The organism is Pseudomonas sp. WPR_5_2, assembly GCF_003634475.1.
GTDB classification, from domain to species: Bacteria; Pseudomonadota; Gammaproteobacteria; order Pseudomonadales; family Pseudomonadaceae; genus Aquipseudomonas; species Aquipseudomonas izuensis.
This window is the reverse complement of the sequence record NZ_RBLA01000001.1, coordinates 1,565,872-1,589,004: the sequence shown is the minus strand read 5'-3', so window position 1 is coordinate 1,589,004 and position 23,133 is coordinate 1,565,872. Positions and strand designations below refer to the sequence as shown.

21 protein-coding genes are annotated in these 23,133 nt (G+C 61.6%); 7 read left to right on the top strand and 14 right to left on the bottom strand.

What is annotated here, in order from left to right:
• Window positions 1-246: 246 nt before the first annotated feature.
• From BJ917_RS07030 to BJ917_RS07010, 5 genes are all read right to left on the bottom strand, one after another.
• Window positions 247-1,527: an FAD-binding oxidoreductase gene (locus BJ917_RS07030; protein WP_121102785.1), complete on the bottom strand. Its 1,281-nt coding sequence runs from the start codon at window positions 1,525-1,527 to the stop codon at window positions 247-249.
• A 4-nt stretch (window positions 1,528-1,531) separates the two neighbouring features.
• Complete coding sequence (locus tag BJ917_RS07025) at window positions 1,532-3,109, bottom strand: aldehyde dehydrogenase (NADP(+)) (protein ID WP_121102783.1); 1,578 nt, start codon at window positions 3,107-3,109, stop codon at window positions 1,532-1,534.
• A gap of 80 nt (window positions 3,110-3,189) precedes the next feature.
• Window positions 3,190-4,137 carry a dihydrodipicolinate synthase family protein gene (locus BJ917_RS07020; RefSeq protein WP_121102781.1) on the bottom strand — a complete coding sequence of 316 codons (948 nt, stop codon included), beginning with the start codon at window positions 4,135-4,137 and terminating at the stop codon, window positions 3,190-3,192.
• Between the two features lie 51 nt (window positions 4,138-4,188).
• Window positions 4,189-5,115: a 4-hydroxyproline epimerase gene (locus tag BJ917_RS07015; RefSeq protein WP_121102779.1), complete on the bottom strand. Its 927-nt coding sequence runs from the start codon at window positions 5,113-5,115 to the stop codon at window positions 4,189-4,191.
• 29 nt (window positions 5,116-5,144) lie between these two features.
• The gene (locus tag BJ917_RS07010) at window positions 5,145-6,791 is read right to left on the bottom strand and encodes an APC family permease (RefSeq protein WP_121102777.1); all 1,647 of its coding nucleotides are present in this window, start codon (window positions 6,789-6,791) and stop codon (window positions 5,145-5,147) included.
• Between the two features lie 230 nt (window positions 6,792-7,021).
• On the opposite strand from BJ917_RS07010, the gene BJ917_RS07005 reads away from it, so the two are divergent.
• Complete coding sequence (locus BJ917_RS07005; protein WP_121102775.1) at window positions 7,022-7,801, top strand: AraC family transcriptional regulator; 780 nt, start codon at window positions 7,022-7,024, stop codon at window positions 7,799-7,801.
• 3 nt (window positions 7,802-7,804) lie between these two features.
• Here the strand turns inward: BJ917_RS07005 and BJ917_RS07000 are convergent, their stop codons facing one another.
• The 5 genes from BJ917_RS07000 to BJ917_RS06980 form a co-directional block, all read right to left on the bottom strand.
• Window positions 7,805-8,005, bottom strand: coding sequence for a hypothetical protein (locus tag BJ917_RS07000; RefSeq protein ID WP_096512444.1), 201 nt, complete (start codon window positions 8,003-8,005; stop codon window positions 7,805-7,807).
• A gap of 365 nt (window positions 8,006-8,370) precedes the next feature.
• Entirely contained in the window at window positions 8,371-8,796 is a 426-nt protein-coding gene (locus BJ917_RS06995; RefSeq protein ID WP_096512442.1) for a hypothetical protein, read from the bottom strand.
• A 235-nt stretch (window positions 8,797-9,031) separates the two neighbouring features.
• The gene (locus BJ917_RS06990; RefSeq protein WP_096512441.1) at window positions 9,032-9,445 is read right to left on the bottom strand and encodes a VOC family protein; all 414 of its coding nucleotides are present in this window, start codon (window positions 9,443-9,445) and stop codon (window positions 9,032-9,034) included.
• An 89-nt stretch (window positions 9,446-9,534) separates the two neighbouring features.
• Window positions 9,535-10,194 (bottom strand): TetR/AcrR family transcriptional regulator, encoded by a 660-nt coding sequence (locus BJ917_RS06985; RefSeq protein ID WP_096512440.1) that lies wholly within the window; start codon window positions 10,192-10,194, stop codon window positions 9,535-9,537.
• Window positions 10,181-11,032, bottom strand: a complete 852-nt coding sequence (locus BJ917_RS06980; RefSeq protein WP_121102774.1) for a 3-hydroxybutyryl-CoA dehydrogenase — start codon at window positions 11,030-11,032, stop codon at window positions 10,181-10,183. The genes BJ917_RS06985 and BJ917_RS06980 overlap by 14 nt, the downstream gene beginning before the upstream one ends.
• Before the next feature lie 166 nt (window positions 11,033-11,198).
• On the opposite strand from BJ917_RS06980, the gene BJ917_RS06975 reads away from it, so the two are divergent.
• The 3 genes from BJ917_RS06975 to BJ917_RS06965 all read left to right on the top strand — a co-directional run bounded on the left by BJ917_RS06975 (window position 11,199) and on the right by BJ917_RS06965 (window position 14,959).
• Window positions 11,199-12,206: an AraC family transcriptional regulator gene (locus BJ917_RS06975; protein WP_096512438.1), complete on the top strand. Its 1,008-nt coding sequence runs from the start codon at window positions 11,199-11,201 to the stop codon at window positions 12,204-12,206.
• A 179-nt stretch (window positions 12,207-12,385) separates the two neighbouring features.
• On the top strand, window positions 12,386-12,982 hold the full coding sequence (locus BJ917_RS06970; RefSeq protein ID WP_096512437.1) for a DUF6338 family protein: 597 nt from the start codon (window positions 12,386-12,388) through the stop codon (window positions 12,980-12,982).
• A gap of 162 nt (window positions 12,983-13,144) precedes the next feature.
• The gene (locus BJ917_RS06965) at window positions 13,145-14,959 is read left to right on the top strand and encodes an ABC transporter ATP-binding protein (protein ID WP_121102771.1); all 1,815 of its coding nucleotides are present in this window, start codon (window positions 13,145-13,147) and stop codon (window positions 14,957-14,959) included.
• Window positions 14,960-14,962: 3 nt separating this feature from the next.
• Here BJ917_RS06965 and BJ917_RS06960 read toward each other — a convergent pair whose 3' ends face one another.
• The 3 genes from BJ917_RS06960 to BJ917_RS06950 form a co-directional block, all read right to left on the bottom strand.
• Complete coding sequence (locus BJ917_RS06960; protein WP_121102769.1) at window positions 14,963-15,916, bottom strand: alpha/beta hydrolase; 954 nt, start codon at window positions 15,914-15,916, stop codon at window positions 14,963-14,965.
• Between the two features lie 186 nt (window positions 15,917-16,102).
• Window positions 16,103-17,101, bottom strand: coding sequence for an NAD(P)H-quinone oxidoreductase (locus BJ917_RS06955; RefSeq protein WP_096512434.1), 999 nt, complete (start codon window positions 17,099-17,101; stop codon window positions 16,103-16,105).
• Window positions 17,102-17,188: 87 nt separating this feature from the next.
• Window positions 17,189-18,424, bottom strand: coding sequence for a YbfB/YjiJ family MFS transporter (locus tag BJ917_RS06950; RefSeq protein ID WP_121102767.1), 1,236 nt, complete (start codon window positions 18,422-18,424; stop codon window positions 17,189-17,191).
• A 112-nt stretch (window positions 18,425-18,536) separates the two neighbouring features.
• Here BJ917_RS06950 and BJ917_RS06945 point away from each other — a divergent pair, with 112 nt between their 5' ends.
• Complete coding sequence (locus BJ917_RS06945; RefSeq protein ID WP_121102765.1) at window positions 18,537-19,412, top strand: LysR family transcriptional regulator; 876 nt, start codon at window positions 18,537-18,539, stop codon at window positions 19,410-19,412.
• Between the two features lie 88 nt (window positions 19,413-19,500).
• Here the strand turns inward: BJ917_RS06945 and BJ917_RS06940 are convergent, their stop codons facing one another.
• Window positions 19,501-20,223, bottom strand: coding sequence for a pirin family protein (locus BJ917_RS06940; RefSeq protein WP_121102763.1), 723 nt, complete (start codon window positions 20,221-20,223; stop codon window positions 19,501-19,503).
• A gap of 316 nt (window positions 20,224-20,539) precedes the next feature.
• Between BJ917_RS06940 and BJ917_RS06935 the strand changes: the two genes are divergently transcribed.
• Entirely contained in the window at window positions 20,540-21,490 is a 951-nt protein-coding gene (locus BJ917_RS06935) for a GlxA family transcriptional regulator (RefSeq protein WP_096512430.1), read from the top strand.
• A gap of 160 nt (window positions 21,491-21,650) precedes the next feature.
• Window positions 21,651-23,078 carry a winged helix-turn-helix domain-containing protein gene (locus BJ917_RS06930; protein WP_121102761.1) on the top strand — a complete coding sequence of 476 codons (1,428 nt, stop codon included), beginning with the start codon at window positions 21,651-21,653 and terminating at the stop codon, window positions 23,076-23,078.
• The last annotated feature ends 55 nt before the right edge of the window (window positions 23,079-23,133 follow it).

Here is a 23,133-nt window from a genome sequence, read left to right as displayed (position 1 = left end):
CGAGGCGACAGAAGGTGTTCGGAAGGACGGTAATCGCCGTCATGCCACCGAACCTTTGAATGAAAAAAGGGCGCCGGAAACGCTAATACCGGTCAGTCAAGGTGAAAGACCTGTGGGAGCGAGCCTGCTCGCGATAGCAGACTGTCAGGCAATGCAGGTGTTGGCTATGTAGCCGCCTTCGCGAGCAGGCTCGCTCCCACAGGGGGATTGGGTGGATGGGTGGATGGGTGGTGTGGGGTGTTTCCCTCAAAACCGCCCCAACCGGTACGCCTCAACCGCAGGCAATGCATGGACCGTCGTGGCACCCACAGGCGAGACCATTCGTCCGATCATCTCAGCCGTCACCGCCGCCTGAGTCAGTCCCAAATGCTGATGACCAAACGCAAGCAACACCTTGCCGTCGCACACCTTATCGATGATCGGCAGTGAATCCGGCAGCGAAGGACGAAACCCCATCCACGGCGTTGCAGCTTCGGCATTCAGATCATGCTTGAACAGGCCTTTGCTCAATCGGTGCAACTGCCAGGCGCGCTCCATGCTCGGGGGGCTGTCGAGGCCGGCGAATTCGACGGTGCCGGCCAGCCTCAGGCCATCGGCCATGGGCGTCATGATGAATTTGCGCTCCAGTGAGGTGACGGCGAAAGGCAGGCGCTCGTGTTCATGGGGCAACATCAGGTGATAGCCGCGTTCGGTGTCCAGGGGGACTTTCTTGCCGGTCAGCGCGTTGGTGAGTCGGGCGGAGTGGGCGCCGCAAGCAATGAGAACCTGGCGGACGGTCAGGCTGCCCTGGTGGGTGAGCAGTGACACGCCGTCCTGCTGCACACGCCCGTCAACCACCTGTTGCTTGATGAACTGCACGCCGCTGGCCCTGGCGGCTTTGACCAATTCGCAGACAACCCGGTAGGGGTCCAGAAAATGCCCCGTGCGCGGGAAGAACAGCCCGCCCTGAAGGTGCTCGCTCAGCTGCGGAGCGACCTCACGTACTTCACTCGCCTGCCATAAATCGACGGGCACGTCCTGTTGGCGCATGCGTGCCTGCAACCCGTCGATAGCCTGTCGCGATTCGGGGCGCTCGAACACCAGCAGCGAGCCGTCCTCTTTCAGCAGGTCCGCACGGGCAATCGCTTGCAGCAGCCGTTGCCAGGCGCCAAGGCTGCTTTCGTTGAGTACACGAATGCCGGCCACGGTGCGCTGGAACGGCGCCGGTCGCAGGTTCAGCAACAAACGCATGAACCATGGCATGGCGCGAGGCATGTATTTCCAGTCCAGGCGCAAAGGCCCCATCGGGTCCATGAGCATCGCCGGCAGGCGCTTGAGGATGGACAGATCGGCGATGGGAAACACCTGCTCGGTCGCCAGATGCCCGGCGTTGCCGAATGATGCTCCCTGGCCGGGGTCCTGGTGATCGATGACCACCACCCGCCGACCCTGGCGTGCCAGGCGCAGGGCGCAGGCGACGCCGATGATGCCGGCGCCGATCACGGCGATGTCCACCGGGTCGTGCGGATTGTTTGAAGTGAGAGGCATGTTCCTAGGCTTCCCTCTGGCCGTCGAGCAGGCGGCGCAGCTGAAGCGGGTTGCTGTGCTTGAGCGCGGCGGGTAACAAGGTGTCCGGGAAGTCCTGATAGCAGACCGGCCGCAGGAATCGCAGGATGGCGGCGGTACCGACCGAGGTCGTGCGCGGGTCGGAGGTAGCCGGGAAGGGGCCGCCATGAACCATGGCGTCGCACACCTCGACACCCGTTGGCCAGCCATTGACCAGCAGGCGACCGGCCTTGCGCTCCAGGGTCGGCAGCAGTGCCCTGGCCTGGTCCAGGTCGGCATCATCCAGGTGCAAGGTGGCGGTCAGTTGACCTTCAAGATGCTCGGTGACCTGGCGGATCTCCTCGTCGTTGGCGCATTGCACGATCAGCGATGCGGCGCCGAACATCTCTGCCTGAAGATGCTGGTCAGCGAGAAAATCCTGTGCACGGGTGACGAACAGATGGGCCTGGCCCTGGTTCGGTCCTGTTCCCGTTTGACCCGTCACCACGCGCTGCGCGTGGGCGTTATCGGCCAGTGCGCCGACGCCTTGCTGATAGGCGTTGAAAATGCCCGGGGTGAGCATGGTCTGGGCGGGGCTGCGCTGGACGAGGCCGGCAGCGGCGGCGATGAAGTCGTCCAGTGCGGGGCCTTGACGGGCAATCACCAGGCCAGGGTTGGTGCAAAACTGGCCGGCACCCTGGGTCAGGGACGCGACGAAGCCCTGAGCCAGCGCTTCGCCACGGGTCTGCAAGGCGGCCGGAAACAGGAACACCGGGTTGATCGAGCTCATTTCCGCGTACACCGGGATCGGCTCGGGACGCGCCTGGGCCGCCTTGCACAAGGCGATGCCACCGCTGCGCGAGCCGGTGAAACCCACGGCCTTGATACGCGGATCGCAGACCAGGGCGATGCCCACTTCACGACCGGAACCGAACAACAGCGAGAACACGCCTTCGGGCAGATCACATTTTTTCACGGCACGAGCCACCGCGCGGCCCACCAGTTCGCTGGTGCCGGGGTGGGCGCCGTGGGCCTTGACGATCACCGGGCAACCGGCCGCGAGTGCCGAAGCGGTATCGCCGCCGGCGACAGAGAACGCCAGTGGAAAATTGCTGGCGCCGAACACGGCCACCGGCCCCAACGGCACCTGGCGCTGACGCAGATCCGCGCGTGGCAGCGGCTGGCGTTGCGGTTGCGCGAGATCAACGCGAACGTCCAGCCATTCTCCGGCACGCACCGTGCGGGCGAAGGTGCGCAGTTGTTGGCAGGTGCGGCCACGTTCACCCTGGATACGTGGGCGCGGCAGGCCTGTCTCGGCCATGGCGCGTTCGATCAACTCATCGCCCAGCGCTTCGATTTCATCGGCAATGGCTTCGAGGAATTCGGCGCGTGCGCCCAGGGGCGTTTCGCGATAGCCGTCGAAGGCTGCCCAGGCCAGTGCGCAAGCCTGTTCCACCTGCTCGGCGGTGCCGCCAGGATAGGCCGGTTCGAGCGGTTGGTCGGTGGCTGGATTGATCGCCCGGATCGCTTCGCGGCTGCCGCAAATGGCGTGCGGGCCGATCAGCATGTTGCCTGTCAGAGTCATGGCGCTTCCTGAAAAATTTGGGTTGATCCTGTCCCACAGCCGGCGCGCTTTCACGCGCCGCTGTGGTCGTGTGCCGGGTGTCAGACCAGGTTTTGCTCTTTCGACCAGTTCGCGTACCACTGGCGGAACAACCCGTACTGGGCCTCGGCGTATCGACGCTGGGCATCGGTGAGCGCATCGGTCTCGTTGAAGTGCAGGGTGTATTCCTTGTCGCCGTTGAGCACCATCAGGTGCTTGTAATAAAGCACCAGGTCGCAGCCTTCGTCGAAGGACGACAGCACGGCCAGCGCGGATTCCAGTTCGCGTGCCAGGCGCCGGGCCTTCGCGTCACCTTTGGCGGCCTGCTTGCTCAGGGCCACCAGTTGCAGCACTTCCCGCGGTAGTGCGTTGCCGATGCCGGTGATGGCACCGGTGGCGTTGCAGTTGACGAAGCCATGAACCACCTGGGTATCGACGCCCACCATGAGGGTGACGTCGTCGTCCTTGGACGTGATGTTCTCGGCGGCGTAGCGCAGGTCGGCAGCGCCGCCGAACTCCTTGAAGCCGATCAGGTTCGGGTGCTCGCGGCGCAATTCGAAGAACAGATCGGCGCGGGTGGCGAAGCCGTAGTAAGGGCTGTTGTAAATCACTGCCGGAAGATTCGGGGCGGCGTTGAGGATGGCGGCGAAGTGCGCCTTTTGCGCGGTGGCCGAAGCGCCACGGGACAGCACGCGAGGAATGACCATCAGGCCATGGGCACCGACCCTGGCCGCATGGGCCGCGTGGGACACCGCTTCGCGACTATTGACGGCACCGGTACCGACGATGGTCGGGATGCCGGCGGCGACCAGGCGCGCCACGCCTTCCTGGCGCTCGGCCTCGGTCAGCAGGGGCCAGTCGCCCATCGAACCGCAGTACACCACAGCGCTCATGCCGATATCGATCAGTTCACGACCCTTGGCCACCAGGGCGTCAAAGTCCGGTTTGCGCTCGGCGGTGCATGGGGTCATCAGCGCGGGAATGCAGCCAGTGAAGATGTTATCGCTCATTGTTGTAGCTCCTTGGAACATTCATTCAGATTGATAGGAAGGCACGGGGGCTCAAATGCCCCACGCGAAGGGATCCTGTTCGTCGATCAGCAGCGTGCTGTCGGCAGTCATGTACGCGCGGCCGGTAATGAACGGGCGGATGCGTTCGCCTTCCCATTCGTAGCGGCCTTCAAACTGGCTGGCGGTGATGCTGGCCTGAACCCAGCGCTCGCCCGCGGCCAGTTTTCCATCGGCCGCCAGGCACGCCAGTTTGGCGCTGGTGCCGGTGCCGCAAGGCGAACGGTCGTAGGCCTTGCCTGGGCACATGACGAAGTTGCGGCTATCGGCGCGGTCGTCCTCGGCAAACAGTTCGATATGGTCGATGAGGGCGCCGTCTTCGCCGTGGATGCCCTGGTCTTGCAGCGCCTTGAGCATCGCCCAGGTGTACTCGGTGAGGGCTTCGACGTTGTCCAGTTGCAGCGTCTTTCCATGGTCGGATACCAGGAAAAACCAGTTGCCGCCCCAGGCGATATCGCCATACACGCGACCATGGCCGGGCACCTCGACGGCGACCTGTTGGCGGTAGCGGTAGGCGGGCACGTTACCCACGGTCACCGCCCCGTCTGCGTGCAACGTGGCGCTGACCTGACCGACCGGCGTATCGATCTTGTGCACGCCAGGGCTGATATGACCCAGGTGATGCAGGGACGCGACCAGGCCGATGGTGCCGTGGCCGCACATGCCGAGGTAACCGGCATTGTTGAAGAAGATCACGCCGCAGGTGGCATCCGGCGAGACCGGCTCGCAATACAGGGCGCCCACCAGCACATCGTTGCCCCGGGGCTCCAGCAGGCAGGCGCGACGCCAGCGGTCATGTTGGTCGCGCAGGGCATCGCGCTTTTCGGCCATGGAGTTGCCGGGCAGATCGGGAAAGCCTTTCATCACCAGGCGAGTGGGTTCGCCGCCGGTGTGGGAATCGATGACATGTACTCGTTTCATGAACCTGTCCATTGAGTGATTTGAGGGTTTCAGGACGAAGCCCGAACCTGTGCGCCTGCGGGACGTTGGCCAGTAGCAATACCGGTAGTGGTCAGCGCGGCTTCGCTTTCATCGTCCTCGGTTTCGAGACGGACCAGATGCGCCGGCACGCCGGTCGCCGCGCCCCAGTAATAGATACCCATGGCGCAGGCCGCCACGACCAGGGTGTCGAAGGGATGGCTGAGGACGCCAATGCCACCGAAGCTTCCGAGTTTGGACAGCACGATAGTCACGGCGTAGAAACCGATCAGCCACGCGGATGAGCGCACTTGCTGGCCCAGGTTCAGGTGATGGGTCGGCACGAAGCGACCGCACAGCAGGTACACCACGAACATCAGGATCTGCAGGCCGAGCAACCAGGACACGGTGCTCCAGCCCGACCAGTAGACGATCAGCGCGGCGATGATGAACGACAGCGGCCCCAGCACACTCATCCACTTGACCCGGAACGGACGCGGCATATCGGCGGCGTTGCGGCGCAGTGCGGCCACCGTCACGGGCGCCACGGCGTAGCTGAGCACCAGGGCGGCCGATACCACGTTGATCAGCGCTTCCCAGGACGGGAAGGGCAGGGTCCAGAACACTGACAGGGCAAAGGTCAGCCACAGCGCCGGGCGCGGGATGCCGGACTTTTCGTCGATGCGGGTGAAGACTTTGAAGAAGGTGCCGGTTTGCGCCCAGCCATAGATGACCCGCGGTGTGGCGTTCATGTAGATGTTGCCGCAGCCGCTGGGGGAGATCACCGCATCGGCGACCACCAGGTAGGCCAGCCAACCCACGCCCAGCGCCAGGGCGATGTCACGGTAAGGCAGCGCCAGTTCCTTGGTGACCCCAGCCCAGCCGTTGGCCAGCATTTCGGTGGGCACGCCGCCGAGGAAAGCGATCTGCAACAACACATAAATGGCGGTGGAGAGCAGCACGGAGAGGATCAGTGCAATCGGAATGGTGCGTTGCGGGTTCTTCACTTCACTCGCCACCGAGATGATGGGCGTCAACCCGAGGTACGCAAAGATGACGCCGCCGGCGGACACCGCCATCTCCACACCCGAAAGGCCGAATGGCGCGAAGCCCTGGGCCTGGAAGTTTTCCGGCGTGAAGAAGGTCAACAGCACGCCGATGACCAGCAACGGCACGACGAACTTGAACACGCTGACCAGGTTATTGGCCTTGGCGAAGGTCTTCACGCTGCGATAGTTGAGCAGGAAGAACAGGCAGAGCAGACCGAATTGCACCAGCCAGCCCACCACCGTGGGGTCGCTGGAGCCGGCCTTGGTCAGCCCGGGAAACCACGCGGCGGCATATTGGCGCGAGGCGACCACCTCGATCGCCACCAGGCTAGAGAAGGCGATCAGCGTGATAAAGCCCATCAGGTAGCCGAGCAGCGGGCCATGGGAGTACACCGGATAGCGAACCACGCCACCGGCACGGGGCAGCGCCGCGCCCAGTTCGCAGTAGACGATGCCCAGCAGCAGGACAGCAAAACCGCCCAGCAGCCAGGAAAAAATCCCGGCCGGTCCCGCGATGGCGGACACGTGACTGGCCGCGAACAACCAGCCCGAACCGAAGATCGCCCCCAGTCCGATAAACGTGAGGTCTATCAATGAAAGTTGCTTTTTGAACTTGCCGTTGCCTGACATGGCGTCGCCTTCTTGTGAGTTATTGGATAGGCAGGGGTGATGTCACTGGGGCTATAGCGTGAACCCGTCAGCCTGGCCGCGATTGATGTTTTCCATTGGCATGGATGACGAAATCAGCACAGTGCGGAGGACGGCGAGGTGCCCTCGACAGGATGACGGGGTTGCGGCAACCTGCTCGGCGTGCGCCGTATCAAGGGTGTTTTGCCTGGGCAAAGAGGGGAGGGAGTTTCATGACGCAGAATGCGCTGGCGATCCTGTGCGAGGGGAACGACGCCAGTCGTCCTCAGACCATCGATGAATTATTGGCGGGCGTGGCACTGCTGCTGCCGATGCTGGACGTGATTCCCAATGCGGCGATCTTTATCAAGGATGTCCAGGCGCGCTACGTCATGGCCAATCGCACCCTGGTTCAGCGCTGCGGGCTGAAACACTTGCAGCCCCTGCTGGGGAAAACCAGTGCCGAGGTCTTCCCCGCGCAGTTGGGGCCTGGCTATACCGAACAGGATCGACGGGTTCTGGAGCAGGGGTTTGTACTGGAGGACCAACTGGAGCTGCATCTGTACGGCAGTCGAGAGCCCGGTTGGTGCCTGACGCATAAACGGCCGTTGTATAACCGTAATGGTGAAATCATCGGCCTGGCGGGGATCTCGGTCGACTTGCAGTCGGCCAGTGAGACACATCCGGCCTACCAACGCCTGGCGGCTGTGGACGAGTACATTCGCACGCATTTCAACCGGCGCGTCACCCTGGGCGAGTTGACGCGGATTGCCGGCATTTCAGTGGCGCAACTGGAACGATACTGCAAGCGTGTGTTCAACCTGACGCCGCGACAGATGATCCAGAAAGTTCGCCTGGAGCACGCGCATCGCCTGTTGCATACCGACATGCCCATCACGGATGTCGCACTGCAGTGCGGCTATACCGACCACAGCGCGTTCACCCGCCAGTTCAAGGCATTGACCGGCTTCACTCCGCGTCAGTACCGGCAGGTCACCCTCGGTGAATCATGACGATCAAAAACCGGCTACCTGCGCGACGTGATTGTCCTGCGCTGCGGCCATCAGGTGCAGCGGCACCTGCTGTTGTTTCTCCAGACACGGAATTTCAAAGCTACCCACGATCTGAAGCTGTCGCTCATTCAACCCGGTCGCCTCCTCTTCTTTTGCCTTGGCCATTCTCGCGTGGTTCGCTGCGATTTCATTAAGAGTTGACACGTTACATCTCCGGTGACTGACCAAGCGTATTGCTGGAGGCCTTAAGCATTAGTTTGAGGGGCGGGCGTGTCAGAATTATGTCGTTCTGAGGCCGCTACGACCGCCTGTGCAAGCCGTAAGCCAGACAGGGGCGCGTTTTGCGCCTCAGGTTTTGATTTGCGACGAAAGGTTGTGTGATCACCACCGGACCCGCCAACACCTGTAGGAGCTGGCTCGCCAGCGAAGGCGTTGAGTCATTCAACATGGATGACATCTGACCCACCGCTTTCGCCGGCAAGCCGGCTCCTACAGAAAACGGAGGGCGGCGGGTCGATCAACAGGGACGTCGCCTGACCCACCGCTTTCGCCAGCCATCCCTGTTCCGGCTACAACCGGTACTTGATGACAATCCCCTTGAGCTTGCGCCCCTCGATGGCTTTCACATCGCGCGCCCACAGCGGCCCATTGGCATAGGCGCCCACTGTCCCGATATGGTCATAGACCACCACCACGGCATCACCACCCAGCTTGGCGGATTCCTCGCGCAATTTCTGTTCGACCTCGGCAATCGGTGGTGCGGGATCGACACTGGCGTCAATCAGCACTTCACCCAGGCGAATGTGCGGGCGCAGGGGTTCGGAGCGCAGCACCACGACTTCGCTGGGCACCGTTGGCGCGGGATGCTCGACGCCGACGTAGGCGGTGGTATGGGCATCGACAGTGGCGCAGCCACTGAGGGCGAGCAGTGCAGCGGTGAGCCCTCCGGCCAATAGCGACAATTTGAAACGGGCAGACCAGGAAGGGGCAGGCATGGTGGATTTCCTCCGGACAATCCGCTGGGGATGGCATGTTGACGGTAGCAGACGGTCGGGGAGTTGCCAGAAAGCCCAACCTGTTCAGGTTGGGCCCTTTCATGCATGGAACATCGTCGAACGTGTAGGAGCCGGCTTGCTGGCGAAGGGCGCGCCGACGTGTGACAGGTACATCGCTTTCGCTGCGGTGCGGCGATCCGACAAGCCAGCTCCTACAGGAGGGCATTGAGTGTTGTTATTGATCCTTTTCGCAGTTGACCATCCACGACACCCCAAAACGGTCGACCAACATGCCAAAACGAGCGGCCCAGAAGGTGGCCTCCAGTGGCATTTGCACATTGCCGCCTGCTGACAGCGCAGAGAACACCCGTTCCGCCTCGGCAATGCTGTCGACATTCAACGAAATCGAGCATCCACTCATTTCTTCGGTGGGGCGGTCGGGTGTGGTATCCGAACCCATGATTGCCTGGTCGCCCACCGCCAGCCGCGTATGGATGATCAGGTTATGCAAGTCCTGGGGCACATGCTCGCCGGCGGGGGTTTCACCGAAGGTCAGCATGGCTTCGATCCGGCCCTTGAGGCATTCGGCATAGAAGGTGAACGCGGCTTCGCAGTCGCCATTGAAGATGAGGTAGGGATTGATTTTCATGGTTTGGCTCCCGGTCATTGAGGGACACATCGGATTGGACGCTTCGTTCAGGCGCGAATTCCGATGACATCGACTGGGCAAGCAAAGCGCTAAATGGCGGTGGGAGCCTGGGTTTCTTTAGACGATTTTTCGATAGACCGGGCAAGGCTTATCGCTTCGTTCGCGCGACGTGGCGCCAACAAACGCTCGATGCCGCCGCTCACCAGGTTTTCCAGCAGCTCATCATGCTCATGTTCGTCAAGCGAATGGCGAGCCAGCCAATCGGGCGCGCTATTGAGCAACCTGGCAATGGCATGCCCGGCCGCCAGAACGCCCGGTTCACTGAAGCGCGTTTTGGCCCCGAGCATCACCAGCAACCGGCGCTCATATTGCTCGCGCAGGTGCCGGACCCGAGCCTGTTGTTCTTCATTCAGGCAGCGGCTATCGCGCTCCACCAGCCGGAAATGCCACGGCATGTCACGGTGCAGGTTCAGGTGCGCGCGAATCAGGCTGTTGAGCCGGTCGCGTTTGGCCGGGGCTTTTTGTTCGATGCGGCCAAGGGTGGCCAACAACTCTTCGTAAAACTCCTCGATCAGGTCGAGCAGCAAGTGCTGTTTGCTCGGGTAATGGTGATACAGCGAGCCAGGGGAAAGCCCCAGGCACGCGGCGAGCTCGCGCATGCCGACCTGACCGAACCCCTTGCTGGCAAACAACTCCAGCACCTTGTCCCGGTACTCGGCGAAACGCGAGCAACGCTCAGGCGTAGACATGGAAGCCACGCCCCGTCTTGCGGCCCAGGTAACCGGCGGCGACCATTTCCTTGAGCAGCGGCGCCGGGCGATATTTGCTGTCGTTGAAGCCTTCGTAGAAGGCTTCCATGATCGCCAGCAGGGTGTCCAGGCCGATCAGGTCCCCCAGGGCCAGCGGGCCGATTGGCTGGTTGCAGCCCAGGCGCATGCCGGCGTCGATGTCTTCGGCACTGGCCAGGCCTTCCTGGAGCACCAGGATCGCTTCGTTGATCATTGGCACCAGAATCCGGTTGACCACGAACCCCGGACGGTTGCCGGCGGTGATCGCGGTTTTGCCCAGTGCAGTTGCCATGTCCAGTGCCAGGGCGTGGGTGGCGTCGCTGGTTTGCAGGCCGCGGATGACTTCAATCAGGCCCATCACCGGCACCGGGTTGAAGAAGTGCAGGCCGATAAAACGCTCAGGCTGGCTGACACTGGCGGCAAGCTGGGTGATCGACAGCGACGAGGTGTTGGAAGCAATCACGCAGTCGGCGCTGACCTGTGCTGCGATCTGCTGCAATACCCGCAGTTTCAGTTCGAGGTTTTCCGTGGCGGCCTCGATCACCAGTTGCGCGTTATTCAGGCTGCTGTAGTCGGTGCTGGTGCGGATCTTGTCGAGGGCGGCGAGTTTTTGCTCCGGCGTCAGGGTCTCTTTGGCGATCTGCCGATCAAGGTTCTTGCCGACGGTCGCCACGGCTTTTTGCAAAGCGCTCTCGGAGATATCAAGCAAGGTCACGTTGAAACCGGCCAGGGCGCAAACTTGCGCAATACCGTTGCCCATGGTGCCGGCGCCGATCACGCCAATGTTTTGCAAATTCATGTTGCCGTCCTTCCGCTCAAACCCTGCGATACCTTGGCCGTAAGGGTGGCCGAAGGCGTACTATTGCCGCGAGTCTAGAGCCGGCGGGGCGGTTGTCCTATGCCGAAACTGTTCAACGGCACTGGTGTTTTTTGCCATTTCGAATGATGGGGAGCGTAGCGTTCAGATGCGGGAAAAGGACTCGGTGGCCGCCTACTTCGTGCAGGCGATGATCCACGGGCTGGGGGACGATCCGCAGCGAGTGCAGGCCGTGCTGGAACAGGCGGGCATCGATCCGGCGCTGATGCAGCAGCCCACCGCCCGGGTTTCGGCCAACGCCTTTGCGGCGTTGTGGCTGATTCAGATCCGCGAATTGAATGACGAGTTCTTCGGGCTCGACTCCCATGGCATGCCGCCGGGCGCTTTCGCCCTGATTTGCCGCGCATTGATTCAGGAGCCCGACCTGCACAAGGCCATGCGTCAGTGCCTGGCCAACTTCGCCCTGTTCCTGCGCGACTTTCGCGGCACGCTGACCGTGCGCGGCAAACGCGCGCTCATCAGCATGGATAGCCATTCGGCGAACGATGACGTCGCTCGGTTCGGCGAAGAGACCTTTCTGGTGTTGATGATCAGCCTGCTGTGCTGGCTGGGCGGTCGACGCATTCCCATCGACCGCGCGGATTTTCGCCACGAGCGGGTGTCCCTCAGTGACGACCGCTTGCTCTGGGGACCGAACCTGACCTTTGGTGCCGAACGTACTGAGATCGAGTTCGCCAGCCACTACCTGCGTCTGCCGGTGGTGCAAGACCTGGCCTCGCTGAAAGTGTTTTTACGCACGGCGCCGCAATGGCTGGTGATCCGCTTCCGCAACCAGCACGGCCTGGCGTCACAGGTGCATCAGCGCCTGCGCAACAGCCATTACAGCGATTGGCCGACCTTGCAGGCCTTTGCTCTCGAACAGCACCTGAGCCCCAGCACCTTTCGCCGCAAGCTGGAACGCGAAGGCTGTTCCTATCAGGAGATCAAGGACGAAGTGCGCCGCGCCGTGGCCTTCGAGCAATTGCGCCAGAGCCAGGCGAGCATCAGCGACATCGCCGAGCAATTGGGCTTTCAGGAACCGAGTGCGTTTCATCGCGCGTTCAAGAAGTGGACGGGGGAGAGTCCTGGGCGGTATCGGGCAAGGTTTCAGGCGTAGATAACGTGGGTCTTCGATTAAGTGTTTGTAGGATTTTTCCCTGATATTTGCCCGCTAAATCCCGGCCTTTAACCTTGAAACGTCTTGTGACGACAGCGACTTCGCAACTAATGGCGCGAGTTGCTGAGGTGAGGTATTTCTTTGCCCGAATCAAAGCTTTCAATGGATTGAAAACTTGCATGGATGAATTGATCAAGGAAGTGATACCGCTACTCCAGTATTTGATTCCGGGATTTTTAGCCGCCTGGATCTTTTATTCACTGACAGCCTTCAAGCGGCCAGACACCTTTGGACAAATAGTTCAGGCGCTTATTTTTACCTTTGTGATCCAGTCGCTGGTTGTCGGTTTGGGAGCGTTGCTGTTGGTTGCAGGTGAACGGTTCTTTTCAGTTGGCATGTGGGACAGAAAATCAGAGACCTTATGGTCAGCGGTGATTGCGGTCTTGATGGGGTTTCTTTCCTGCCACATTGCCAGTAGCGACAAGCTTCATGCTCTGCTTCGCAAGCTGAAAATAACCCGGCAATCTTCATATCCTTGCGAGTGGTACAGTGCTTTTTCAACGCGGCAGAGACATGTGGTGCTGCACCTGGTCGATGGTAAACGCCTGTTTGGCTGGCCGATAGAATGGCCGGCGGAGCCTGCAAGAGGGCAGTTCGTTCTTGAGTACCCTCACTGGATTGAAGATGCAGACCAGAGGTTTCACACCGGAGCTGAGGTGATTGTTATCGATGTTTCAAAAGTACAATGGGTCGAACTCCTGAAAACAATAGGGTGAACAAATGACAAGCAGAGCACCGCAAGAAATGCCGCCTGAAGTGCGGCGGCTAATGGAGGAATGGATTAACGGCGGTCCTCCTCCCCCAGGCTTGGTGATTCCACTTGGCCCTCCACCTTCAAGAAAAGAATCCGAGAGACCGCGTCGGCGAAACCGATAAATATGCCCGCGGTCCTTACCCGCTTCTCCTCATTGCTCGACCAGTCCCGACGCGCTCTGCTGCTGGTCTGGGGAACCTCCCGTGGCCTGTTCCTCGGCCTGGTGCTTGCAACACTGATCGCCGGGGTACTGCCGGCGCTGGCGGCGTGGTTGGGGCAGCGCATTGTCGATGCGGTGGTGTTCGCCATGCAGTTGCATGCGCAGCAGGGCAGTGCGCCGCTGTGGCCAGTGCTGCGTTATGTGCTGTTGGAGGCGGGGGTGCTGGCGATGCTGTCTGCCACCCAGCGTGCCTTGTCTGTCCAGCAGTCGCTGTTGCGTGTGCAGCTGGGGCAGAAGGTCAACACGATGATTCTGGAAAAGGCCCAGACGCTGTCGCTGGTGCAGTTCGAGAATTCCGAGTTCTACGACAAGCTGGTGCGAGTAAGGCGTGAAGCCTCGACCCGGCCGTTGGCGCTGGTGATGAAGTCGCTGGGGTTGACCCAGAACCTGATCGTGCTGATCAGCTTCGGCGTGTTGCTGGTACATTTTTCGCCGTGGGCGTTGGTGCTGTTGGTGGTCGGCGCGTTGCCGGTGTTTTTTGCCGAGGCGCATTTTTCCGGCGATGCCTTTCGCTTGTTCACTCGCCGTGCACCGGAAAGCCGGCAGCAGACTTACATCGAAACGTTGCTGTCCCATGAGGCCTACATCAAGGAGGTCAAGCTGTTCGGTTTCGCGCCGCTGCTGTTGCGGCGTTACCGCGAGACCTTCGCCCGGCTCTATGCCGAGGACCGGCGGCTGACCCTGCGTCGCGATGGCTGGGGTTTCGCGCTCGGTCTGCTCGGCACCGGGGCGTTTTATCTGGCCTATGCCTGGGTGGTGGTCGATGCGGTCCACGGCACCATCAGTCTTGGGCAGATGACCATGTACCTGGTGCTGTTCAAGCAGGGGCAGTCAGCGGTGAGCAGCAGTCTGAGCGCCATCAGCGGTCTATACGAAGATGGCCTCTACCTGTCCAGCCTCTATGAATACCTGGCCGAGCCCGTGGTGGTCGATACCGGGCATCTCATTGTCGGTGCAGTGCCGGGTGACGGCCTGCGTTTCGAGAATGTCGGCTTCCGTTATCCGGGTGCCAGTCGGGCGGCGGTGGAAGGTGTCAGCTTTCATCTTGCACCGGGGCACAGCATGGCGCTGGTGGGGGAGAACGGTTCGGGCAAGACCACCCTGATCAAGCTGCTGACCCGTTTATACCGTCCCGATCAGGGGCGAATCCTGCTGGATGGCAGCGACCTGCAGGCCTGGGAGGAGGACGCGCTACGTCGGCGTATCGGCGTGATTTTCCAGGATTACATTCGCTACCAGTTCTCTGTCGGCGAGAACATCGGCGTGGGGGATACCCTGGCGTTCCAGGATGAGCAGCGTTGGCAAGAAGCCGCTGCCGAAGGCATGGCCGCGCCTTTCATCGAGCGCCTGGATCGCGGTTATGCCACGCAACTGGGGCGCTGGTTTGCCGGTGGGCAGGAGCTGTCCGGCGGGCAGTGGCAGAAGATCGCTTTGTCCCGTGCCTATATGCGCCGTGACGCCGATATCCTGATTCTCGACGAGCCGACTTCGGCGCTCGACCCGGCGGCGGAAGCGGCGGTGTTCGAGCATTTCAGCCGGCACACCCAAGAACGCATGACCCTGCTGATTTCCCACCGTTTTTCCAGTGTGCGCAACGCCGATCACATCATCGTGCTCGATCAGGGCAGGATTCTTGAGCGCGGCGATCACCACCGCCTGGTCGCGGCGGGTGGGCGCTATGCGCAATTGTTCGACTTGCAGGCGCGGGGCTATCGATAACCCTCAGGAGTCCTGCGCGTCCCGAGAAACCGTCGGGCCGGCGATCTGCGGTTTGGCGTTCATCAAACCGTCGAGCGCCTGGCGATACTGGCTACCACCCAGGCTCATGCTGTTGTTGTGCGTCCCGCCAGGGATCAACAACAGGCGTTTAGGTGGGTTGGCGGCATTGAACAGTTGCTGGCTGAAGCGCGAAGGCATGAATGGATCGGCCAGGCCATGGACCACCAGCAACGGCATGTCGATGTCGACGATCTTGTCAATGGAATCGAATTTCTGCGAAAGCAGCCACCGCACTGGTAACCAATTGATAGGCAGGTTGTTGCCGGCCACCTCCGCCACGGCATCGCCCAGCGAGGTGAAGGTGGACTCGATCACCAGACCGTGCACGGGCACGGCGACCTGCGCCTTTTTCGCTTCGGCGGCCAGGTCTGCCGCGAGGTCGATGGCCACCGCGCCGCCCAGGGAATGACCGTAGATCAAGCGTTTGCCGGCATCGGGTTGCATCACCGTGAAGCGCTCCCAGGCGGCACGGGCATCTTCGTACACGCTGGCTTCCGACGGCAGGTCGCCTTTGCTCTGGCCAAAGCCGCGGTAATCGATCGCCAGCACCGAATAGCCCATGGCGCGCAATTGCTCTATGCGAAAGGCCTGGCCGGTGAGGTTCCAGCGCACCCCGTGCAAATAGAGGATCGAGGGGGCGTCGCGACGTGCCGCAGGCCACCACCAGGCGTGCAGGTTTTGCCCGGCCTTGAAACCGGGAGGCTGGATGTCGAATTCCTGGACGTCCTGCGGCAAGCCGCTGTACCAGCTTGCGGTGCCCGGTTCGATGCGGAACAACAATTCGCGCTCCTTGTACTTGAGCGCACCACAACTCGCCGGCAGCCCGACGACCAGCGCAACCATGCACAGCAGCGGCAGCCAGCGTCGGCGCAGACGGGTGAGGAGGGCGGAGGGCATTGGGTGGTTCGCCGGGAAGACATAAAGCCCGCGTTGTAACAGATGCGCGGGTGAGGCGGGGAAAATTTAGACCTGTGGGAGCGAGCCTGCTCGCGATTGCGATTGTCCAGTCGCCTGATATGTCGACTGACAGACTGCAATCGCGAGCAGGTTCGCTCCCACAGGGGCTAGTGTTGCTCCAACGGATCACTTCACCCGCAAAACAATTTTGCCAATATGATTGCCCGCTTCCATCTGCGCATGGGCCAGCGATGCTTCGTCGAGCGTGTAGACCTTGTCGATCATCGGCAGGCAACGACCGGCCGCCAGCACCGGCCATACATGTTCGCGCAATTGCCGGGCGATCTCGGCTTTCTCTTCCCGAGTGCGGGAACGCAACAGCGAGCCAGTGACGATGGCGCGTTTGGCCATGATCGCCAGCAGATCGACATCCTTGGCGATCGCGCCACCCAGGAAGCCCAGCATCACCAGCCGACCCTCGAGGGCCAGGGCCGCGACGTTACTGTTCAGGTACGAACCGCCCATGATGTCGAGAATCACATCGACGCCCCGCCCCGCGGTTTTTTCGGCGATGACCTGGGCGAAATCCTGATCGCGATAGTTGATCGCCTCGGCACCCAACTCGCGAATCACCGCAGACTTTTCTTCACTGCCGGCCGTGGCGAAAGCCACTATGCCAAATTCGCGGCAGAGCATCAGCGCGGTGGTGCCGATGCCACTGGTGCCGCCATGAATCAGGGCCCGTTGACCCTTGCGGGCGCCACCCATCTCGAACAGGTTGGCCCACACGGTGAAGAAGGTTTCCGGAATTGCCGCAGCGTGCTCCCAGTCCAGGCCCTCCGGAATCGGTAACGTCTGACTGGCCGGGACCGCGCAATACTGCGCATAGCCACCGCCATTAGTCAGCGCACAGACCTTGTCGCCGACATTGAACTCGCTGACACCTGCGCCGACCGCGACCACTTCACCGGCCACTTCCAGTCCCGGGATCGGGTTCATGCCGGGCTTCATCGGGTACTTGCCGGCACGTTGAATCACATCGGGGCGGTTGACCCCGGCGGCACGCACGCGGATCAGCACTTCACCGCTGCCGGCGGTGGGCACGGCCGCCTGGCGCGGTTGCAGGACTTCGGGACCACCGGGTTGGGTGATTTCGATGAGGGTCATGGTCTGGGGAAGTGTCATGTGGGATACCTATCAAAAGTGAAATCAATTCAAAAACCTTAGGAGCAAGCTTGCTCGCGAAGGCGGTGTGTCAGGTAACAACAATGTTCAATGGGCCGACGTCTTCGCGAACGGGCTCGCTCCCGCATAGGATGGGGTTATCAGGCGAACAGCTAATTCCAGCAACAACGCACAAACAAACGCCCCCGCCGCAATCACGAACATCAACCCGTGATGCCCACCACTGGCATTGAACAACGCCGAGTACGCAAAACCGGACAGGGCCTGAACGGTGGCGAACGAAACCGTGGCGCGACTCCAGGCGACCTGTTGTTGATGATGCTCGGGGATCAGTTCGTGAACCCGGGCCAGCGCCAGAGGCACGATGCCCGGCGGGAACGAGCCGATGATCACCGCCAGCAACGCCAGTGCCGCGAAAGAACTGGAAATCGACAGCAGGCCGATCGCTATCGCCTGCACCACCAGCACCAGGCGAATGCCCGGCTTCGCTCCCAGTTGATCGGCCAGAAAACCGTAGCTCACCGGCCCGACAATTGCGCCGAGGCCATACATGACCCAGATCAGCGCGCCGACATGTTGTCCGGCCCCCAGCCCGCGGGCCACGTAATCCACCAGGAACACCATGGCCGGCACCAGCCCGGCCGCCATGAACGCGTATTGGGAGAACAGCAGGTAGACACTTGGATTCATCGAAGTCGAAGGGGCTTTGACTGGCGTCGAAGCCGTTGCAGGGGGCGCGGACGAAGGCCAGCCGAACCAGCTGACCGCTGTCAGGACCAGCGCCAGCAGGCCGAGGCCGAGCCAGGTTTGCTGCAAGCCCAGGCTCAGCAGCGGCGGCACGATCGTCCCCGACCCGGCAATGCCCAGGCCAAGACCGAGAAAGATCGCACCACTGGCCAGGCCTTTGCGCGAGGCCGGCACATGGGGCAATACCGTCGCCGCCACCAGCACCATGATCGCGCCACCGGCAATGCCGGACAGCAAGCGCCAACCGAAAAACCAGCTCACCGATAACGGAAAGGCACAGGCGAAAAACGCCAGGGTCACTGCCAGCATCATCAGCCGCAGCACCGTTTTGTTGGACGTGCGCCGAGCCAGCGGATGGCCGATCAGCGCACCGATCAGGTAACCCACCAGGTTGGCGGCGCCAAGGAACACGACGTCGCTGGCGGAAAACCAGTGGGCTTCGATCAACGAGGGAATCAACGGCGTATAGGCGAATCGCGCCAGGCCGATGCTGACCAGGCTGGCGCAGAGGCCGGCGAGGATCGGCAACCAGAGCGCGTTGCGCGTTATGCCGGGAGGAGCGGTTGAGCTGGGCATGAGCGTTGTCCTGTGGGTATTCTCTGGTGACCAGCATAACGAGATCTTTTGATGCAATAATGCTGCGAATTTGCGTTTCAGTGATGCATTAATGCATCGTCAGGAGGCCCCTATGAATTGGGATGACGCACGGGTATTTCTCGCGGTCTGCCGCGAATCGACGTTGCGCGGCGCCGCAAGGGTGCTGGGTGTGGATCAGGCCACGGTGGGTCGGCGGATCGTAGCGCTGGAAAAATCATTGAGCGCGACCCTGTTTCTGCGCACCTCCGAAGGCTACGCACTGACCGCCGTGGGCGAAGCGGCGATGCGTGCGGTGGAGAAAATGGAGCATACGGCGCTGGAACTTGAGCGGCGGATTCAGGGGCTCGATGAACGATTGACCGGATGTGTGCGGGTCACCACTACGGACTCCCTGGCGATCGATTTCCTGATTCCAGCCATCGCCCGTTTGCATCGCCACCACCCCGATGTGCGGGTGCAACTGAATGCCTCCACGCAAATCCTCAGCCTGGCCAAGCGCGAAGCCGACATTGCCGTGCGTAATACCCGGCCGGATAACCCGGACTTGATCGCTCGGCGGATCGCCCGTTGGCCGGTGGGTCTGTTTGCTTCGCAAGATTATGTGGACGCCCACGGTATTCCGGAGCCGGGAAAGGCGTTCGAGGGCCATGACCTGGTGGTGTATCAGCCGTATTTGCAGGGAGGCAAGGACATGACGCTGGTCAGTGAGCCGCTGGGGCGCGGACGGATTGTCTCAAGCCTGAGCTCCAGCCTGCTGGTGCGCCGGTCCATCGCGGCGGGGATCGGGATTGGGGAAATGTCGGTGTACATGGGGGAGAGGGACGGGCTGGTCAGGCTATGGCCGGAGCGCACCCGACCGCTACCCTACGATGTGTGGCTGGTGACCCATGCCGACCTGCGGCACACCGCCAGGGTGCGGGTGGTGATCGATGAGATCGTCGAGGAGTTTTCCAAGGCGGGTGAATAACCTGTGGGAGCGAGCCTGCTCGCGATAGCGGTGACACCTATGTTGAATGTGTAGCCGCCATCGCGAGCAGGCTCGCTCCTAAAGGGATTTATGGCATTTCGGGCAATTCCTGCGCACGCAAATCGAACACCAGTACCTCGGCATCCACGCCGTTGCTCAATGTCAGCAACTGTTCTTCGCGAACCCGCACACCATCACCTTCCTGCAAGGGCATGCCGTTGAGTTCGACACTGCCCCGTGCCACATGCACATAGGCGTAGCGATTGGCGGCCAGTTCCAGAGTTGCGTTTTCCTGGCCATCGATCAGACCGGCATACACCCGCGCATCCTGGCGCACCTTCAGCGAACCCTTGGCGCCGTCGGGGGAGATGATCAGTTGCAGGCGACCGCGCTTCTTCTGCGGGCTGAAATGCTCCTGTTGATAGCGCGGTTTGGCGCCACTCACCTCGGGCACGATCCAGATTTGCAGGAAGTGCACCGGGCGTTTGTCCGAGTGGTTGAATTCACTGTGTGCCACGCCACTGCCGGCGCTCATCAACTGCACGTCGCCAGGACGGATCACCGAGCCGGTGCCCAGGGTGTCCTTGTGTTCCAGCGCGCCGTCGAGCACGTAGGAGAAAATTTCCATATCCCGGTGCGGGTGCTGGCCGAAGCCTTTACCGGCGGCCACGCGGTCATCGTTGATCACCAGCAGATCGGAAAATCCCTGCTCCCTGGGATTGCGATAGTTAGCGAAGGAAAAGGTATGGAACGACTTCAACCAGCCATGGTTGGCCATGCCACGATCAGAAGCTTTGCGAAGGGTCAGCATGATGGATTCTCCTGAGGGACGTGAATTCGTCCGAGTGAGGAGAAGGTTAATGGTTACTGGTTGGTGCAATAAGTAGATGGAAATTGAAATACTGTCGCATTCAGGTTGACAGTAATATTGGCGACGCTGACTTCGCACTTCGCCATAATGCACACCAACGCAAGGCACCTAACCTGTGGGAGCGAGCCTGCTCGCGAAAGCGGTCTGACCCTCACCTCTTCGTTGAATGTGAAACCGTTTTCGCGAGCAGGCTCGCTCCCACAGGGGATGGCGTCCAGCAGACTGATCTATTGATGACTCCAGTGATGTTGAACCCATGAAAACCGTGGCAATGGTGCTGTTCCCCAACTTTCTCCTGCTCGACATGGCCGGGCCCATGGAGGTGTTTTCCATTGCCAATCGGTACCTCAAGCCTGACGACCACTATGTGCTGACGACCATCGGTACCGAGCCTGGTGCGCTGCGGGCGTCCAATGGCGTGAGCGTGCACGCCGATGTCGATATCGATCAGGCCTGTGACGGCTTCGATCTGCTGCTGGTGCCCGGTGGTCCCGGCGCCTACAACGAAAAACATCCGCGGTTGCTCGACTGGCTCAAGCGCTGTGTCAGCCGATCCGCAAGCTATGGCTCGATTTGCACCGGCGCGTTTGTGCTGGGACATGCCGGTTTGATCGACGGCTACCGTGTGACGACCCACTGGCACTACACCGAGCGCTTGATCAAGGCCTTCCCCAGGACCACCGTCGAGACCGACCAGATTTTCGTTCAGGACCGCAACCTCATCACGTCCGGTGGCGTTACTGCCGGCATTGACCTTGCGTTGTCAGTGGTTGCCGAAGACCATGGCAAGAAAGTCGCGCAGGATGTGGCCAAGGTGTTGTTGGTGGTGATGAAACGCCAGGGCGGCCAGGCGCAGTTCAGCCCGTTGATGGCGGCGGTGGCGCCCCATGAGACGGCGATCACCCGGGTGCAGAACCATGTCCTCGAGCATCTCGACGAACCCTTCAGCATCGAACGCATGGCCGGTCTGGGTGCCATGAGCCCGCGCCACTTCGCCAGGGTGTTCGCCCGTGAAGTGGGCATGACGCCCATGGAGTTTCTGCAAAGTGCGCGCATCGATTGCGCCCGCAATCTGTTGGAAACCACGGAGTTGCCGCTCAAGACCGTGGCCTTCAAAAGCGGCTTCGGCAGCGTGCGGCACATGCGTTTTCTGTTCGGTGAAAAACTCGGACTGACCCCGGCGCAGTACCGCGAGCAATTCAGCTAGCGTTCTTGTCCGTCGTGCGCACCGTAATGGCCGTGACGCTCCCCCCGTGATGGTTGTACCGTCACCGAGGCCTGCCAAGATAGCCGGGAACTCATTGCAAGGAAGGTACGGAGCCTGGATGGACTCGCGTGCCGAGCAGGCTCCCGGCGGGTGAAGGTGCATGAACAGCCTACGAGACATACACAGCGAAACGGTGCTGCGCTTCGGCCCCTACGCATTTCATCTGAATCAGCGGCTGGTGCTGGAAGGCGACCAGCCGCTGCGCCTGGGCGGACGGGCCCTGGATATCCTGCAGGTGCTGGTCGAGCACGCGGGCTCGGTGGTCAGCAAGGACGAACTGATCGCTCGGGTCTGGCCGCGTTCGGTGGTCGAGGAAATCAATCTGCGCGTGCACATTGCCGCGCTGCGTCGGGCTTTTCGCGACGGGCAGAACGGGCATTGCTACATCGTCAACATTCCGCAGCGCGGCTACAGCTTTGTCGCGCCGGTGCGGCAGGCCTCGCCGCTCACGCCCATCGCGCTCGAAAGCCCGCCATCACACCCACAAAAGCCCCGCCATAATCTGCCGGCACGCCTGACACCGGTCACCGGACGCGATGCGGTGGTGGGCAGTCTGGTGCGCCAGTTGCCGGTGCAGCGCTGCATGTCCCTGGATGGGCCTTGCGGTATTGGCAAGACCACCGTTGCCCTGCGGGTTGGCGAGCTGCTGTTGCAGCACTATCGCGACGGCGTATGGCGGGTGGATCTGGCAATGCTCGATGACCCGGCACAGGTGGTCGATCACCTGGCGCGCACCCTTGAGCTGGACACCGGCACCGCCCTGGAATCGCTGGGGCAATGGCATGCGCTGCTGATCCTCGATAACTGCGAACACGTGCTGGAACGCTGCCGGGCCCTGGTCGAAACGCTGATGGCCTCGGCGCCGCGCCTGTCGATTCTGGTCACTAGCCGCGAACCGCTGCTGGCCACCGGCGAAACACGACTGCCGTTGCCGCCGCTTGTGGTTCCGCCGAGGTCGGCGTTGCGCAGTGTCGATGAAGTCATGGGCTATTCGGCGGTGCAGCTGTTCGTCAGCCGTGCCCGGGCTCGTCAGCAAGGGTTTGCCCTGCGCGAACAGGACCTCAAGGCCGTGCGCGAGATCTGTCGGCGGCTCGATGGTTTGCCACTGGCGATAGAGCTGGCGGCGTCGCAGATCGACGCGCTGGCGCTGGTGGGTTTGCAAGCGCAACTGGATAACTGCTTCCAACTGCTGACCCAGGGTCGGCGCACGGCAGTCCCCCGGCATCAGACCCTCAAGGCCGCGCTGGACTGGAGTTATGAACGGCTGAGTCCGGTGGAGCAAACCGTGTTGCAGCGCCTGGCGGTGTTGAAGTCGGCGTTCACCCTGGAGGCGGCGATGGGCGTGGTGGATTGCGCCGCGCTGTCGGCTGCCAATCTGGGAAAGGTGCTGCAGAGCCTCGCGCTGAAATCGCTGCTTTCCCTGGAGCAAGCCAACGGTGTTTCCCGTTACCGCTTCCTCAACACCACCCGTGGCTATGCCCTGGAAAAACTCGAATGTAGGAGCGAGCCCGCTCGCGATGGTCGTTAACGATTACGCGTGTTTTTCTGGTTAAACGCGGCGTGCTTAAGTCCATCGCGAGCAA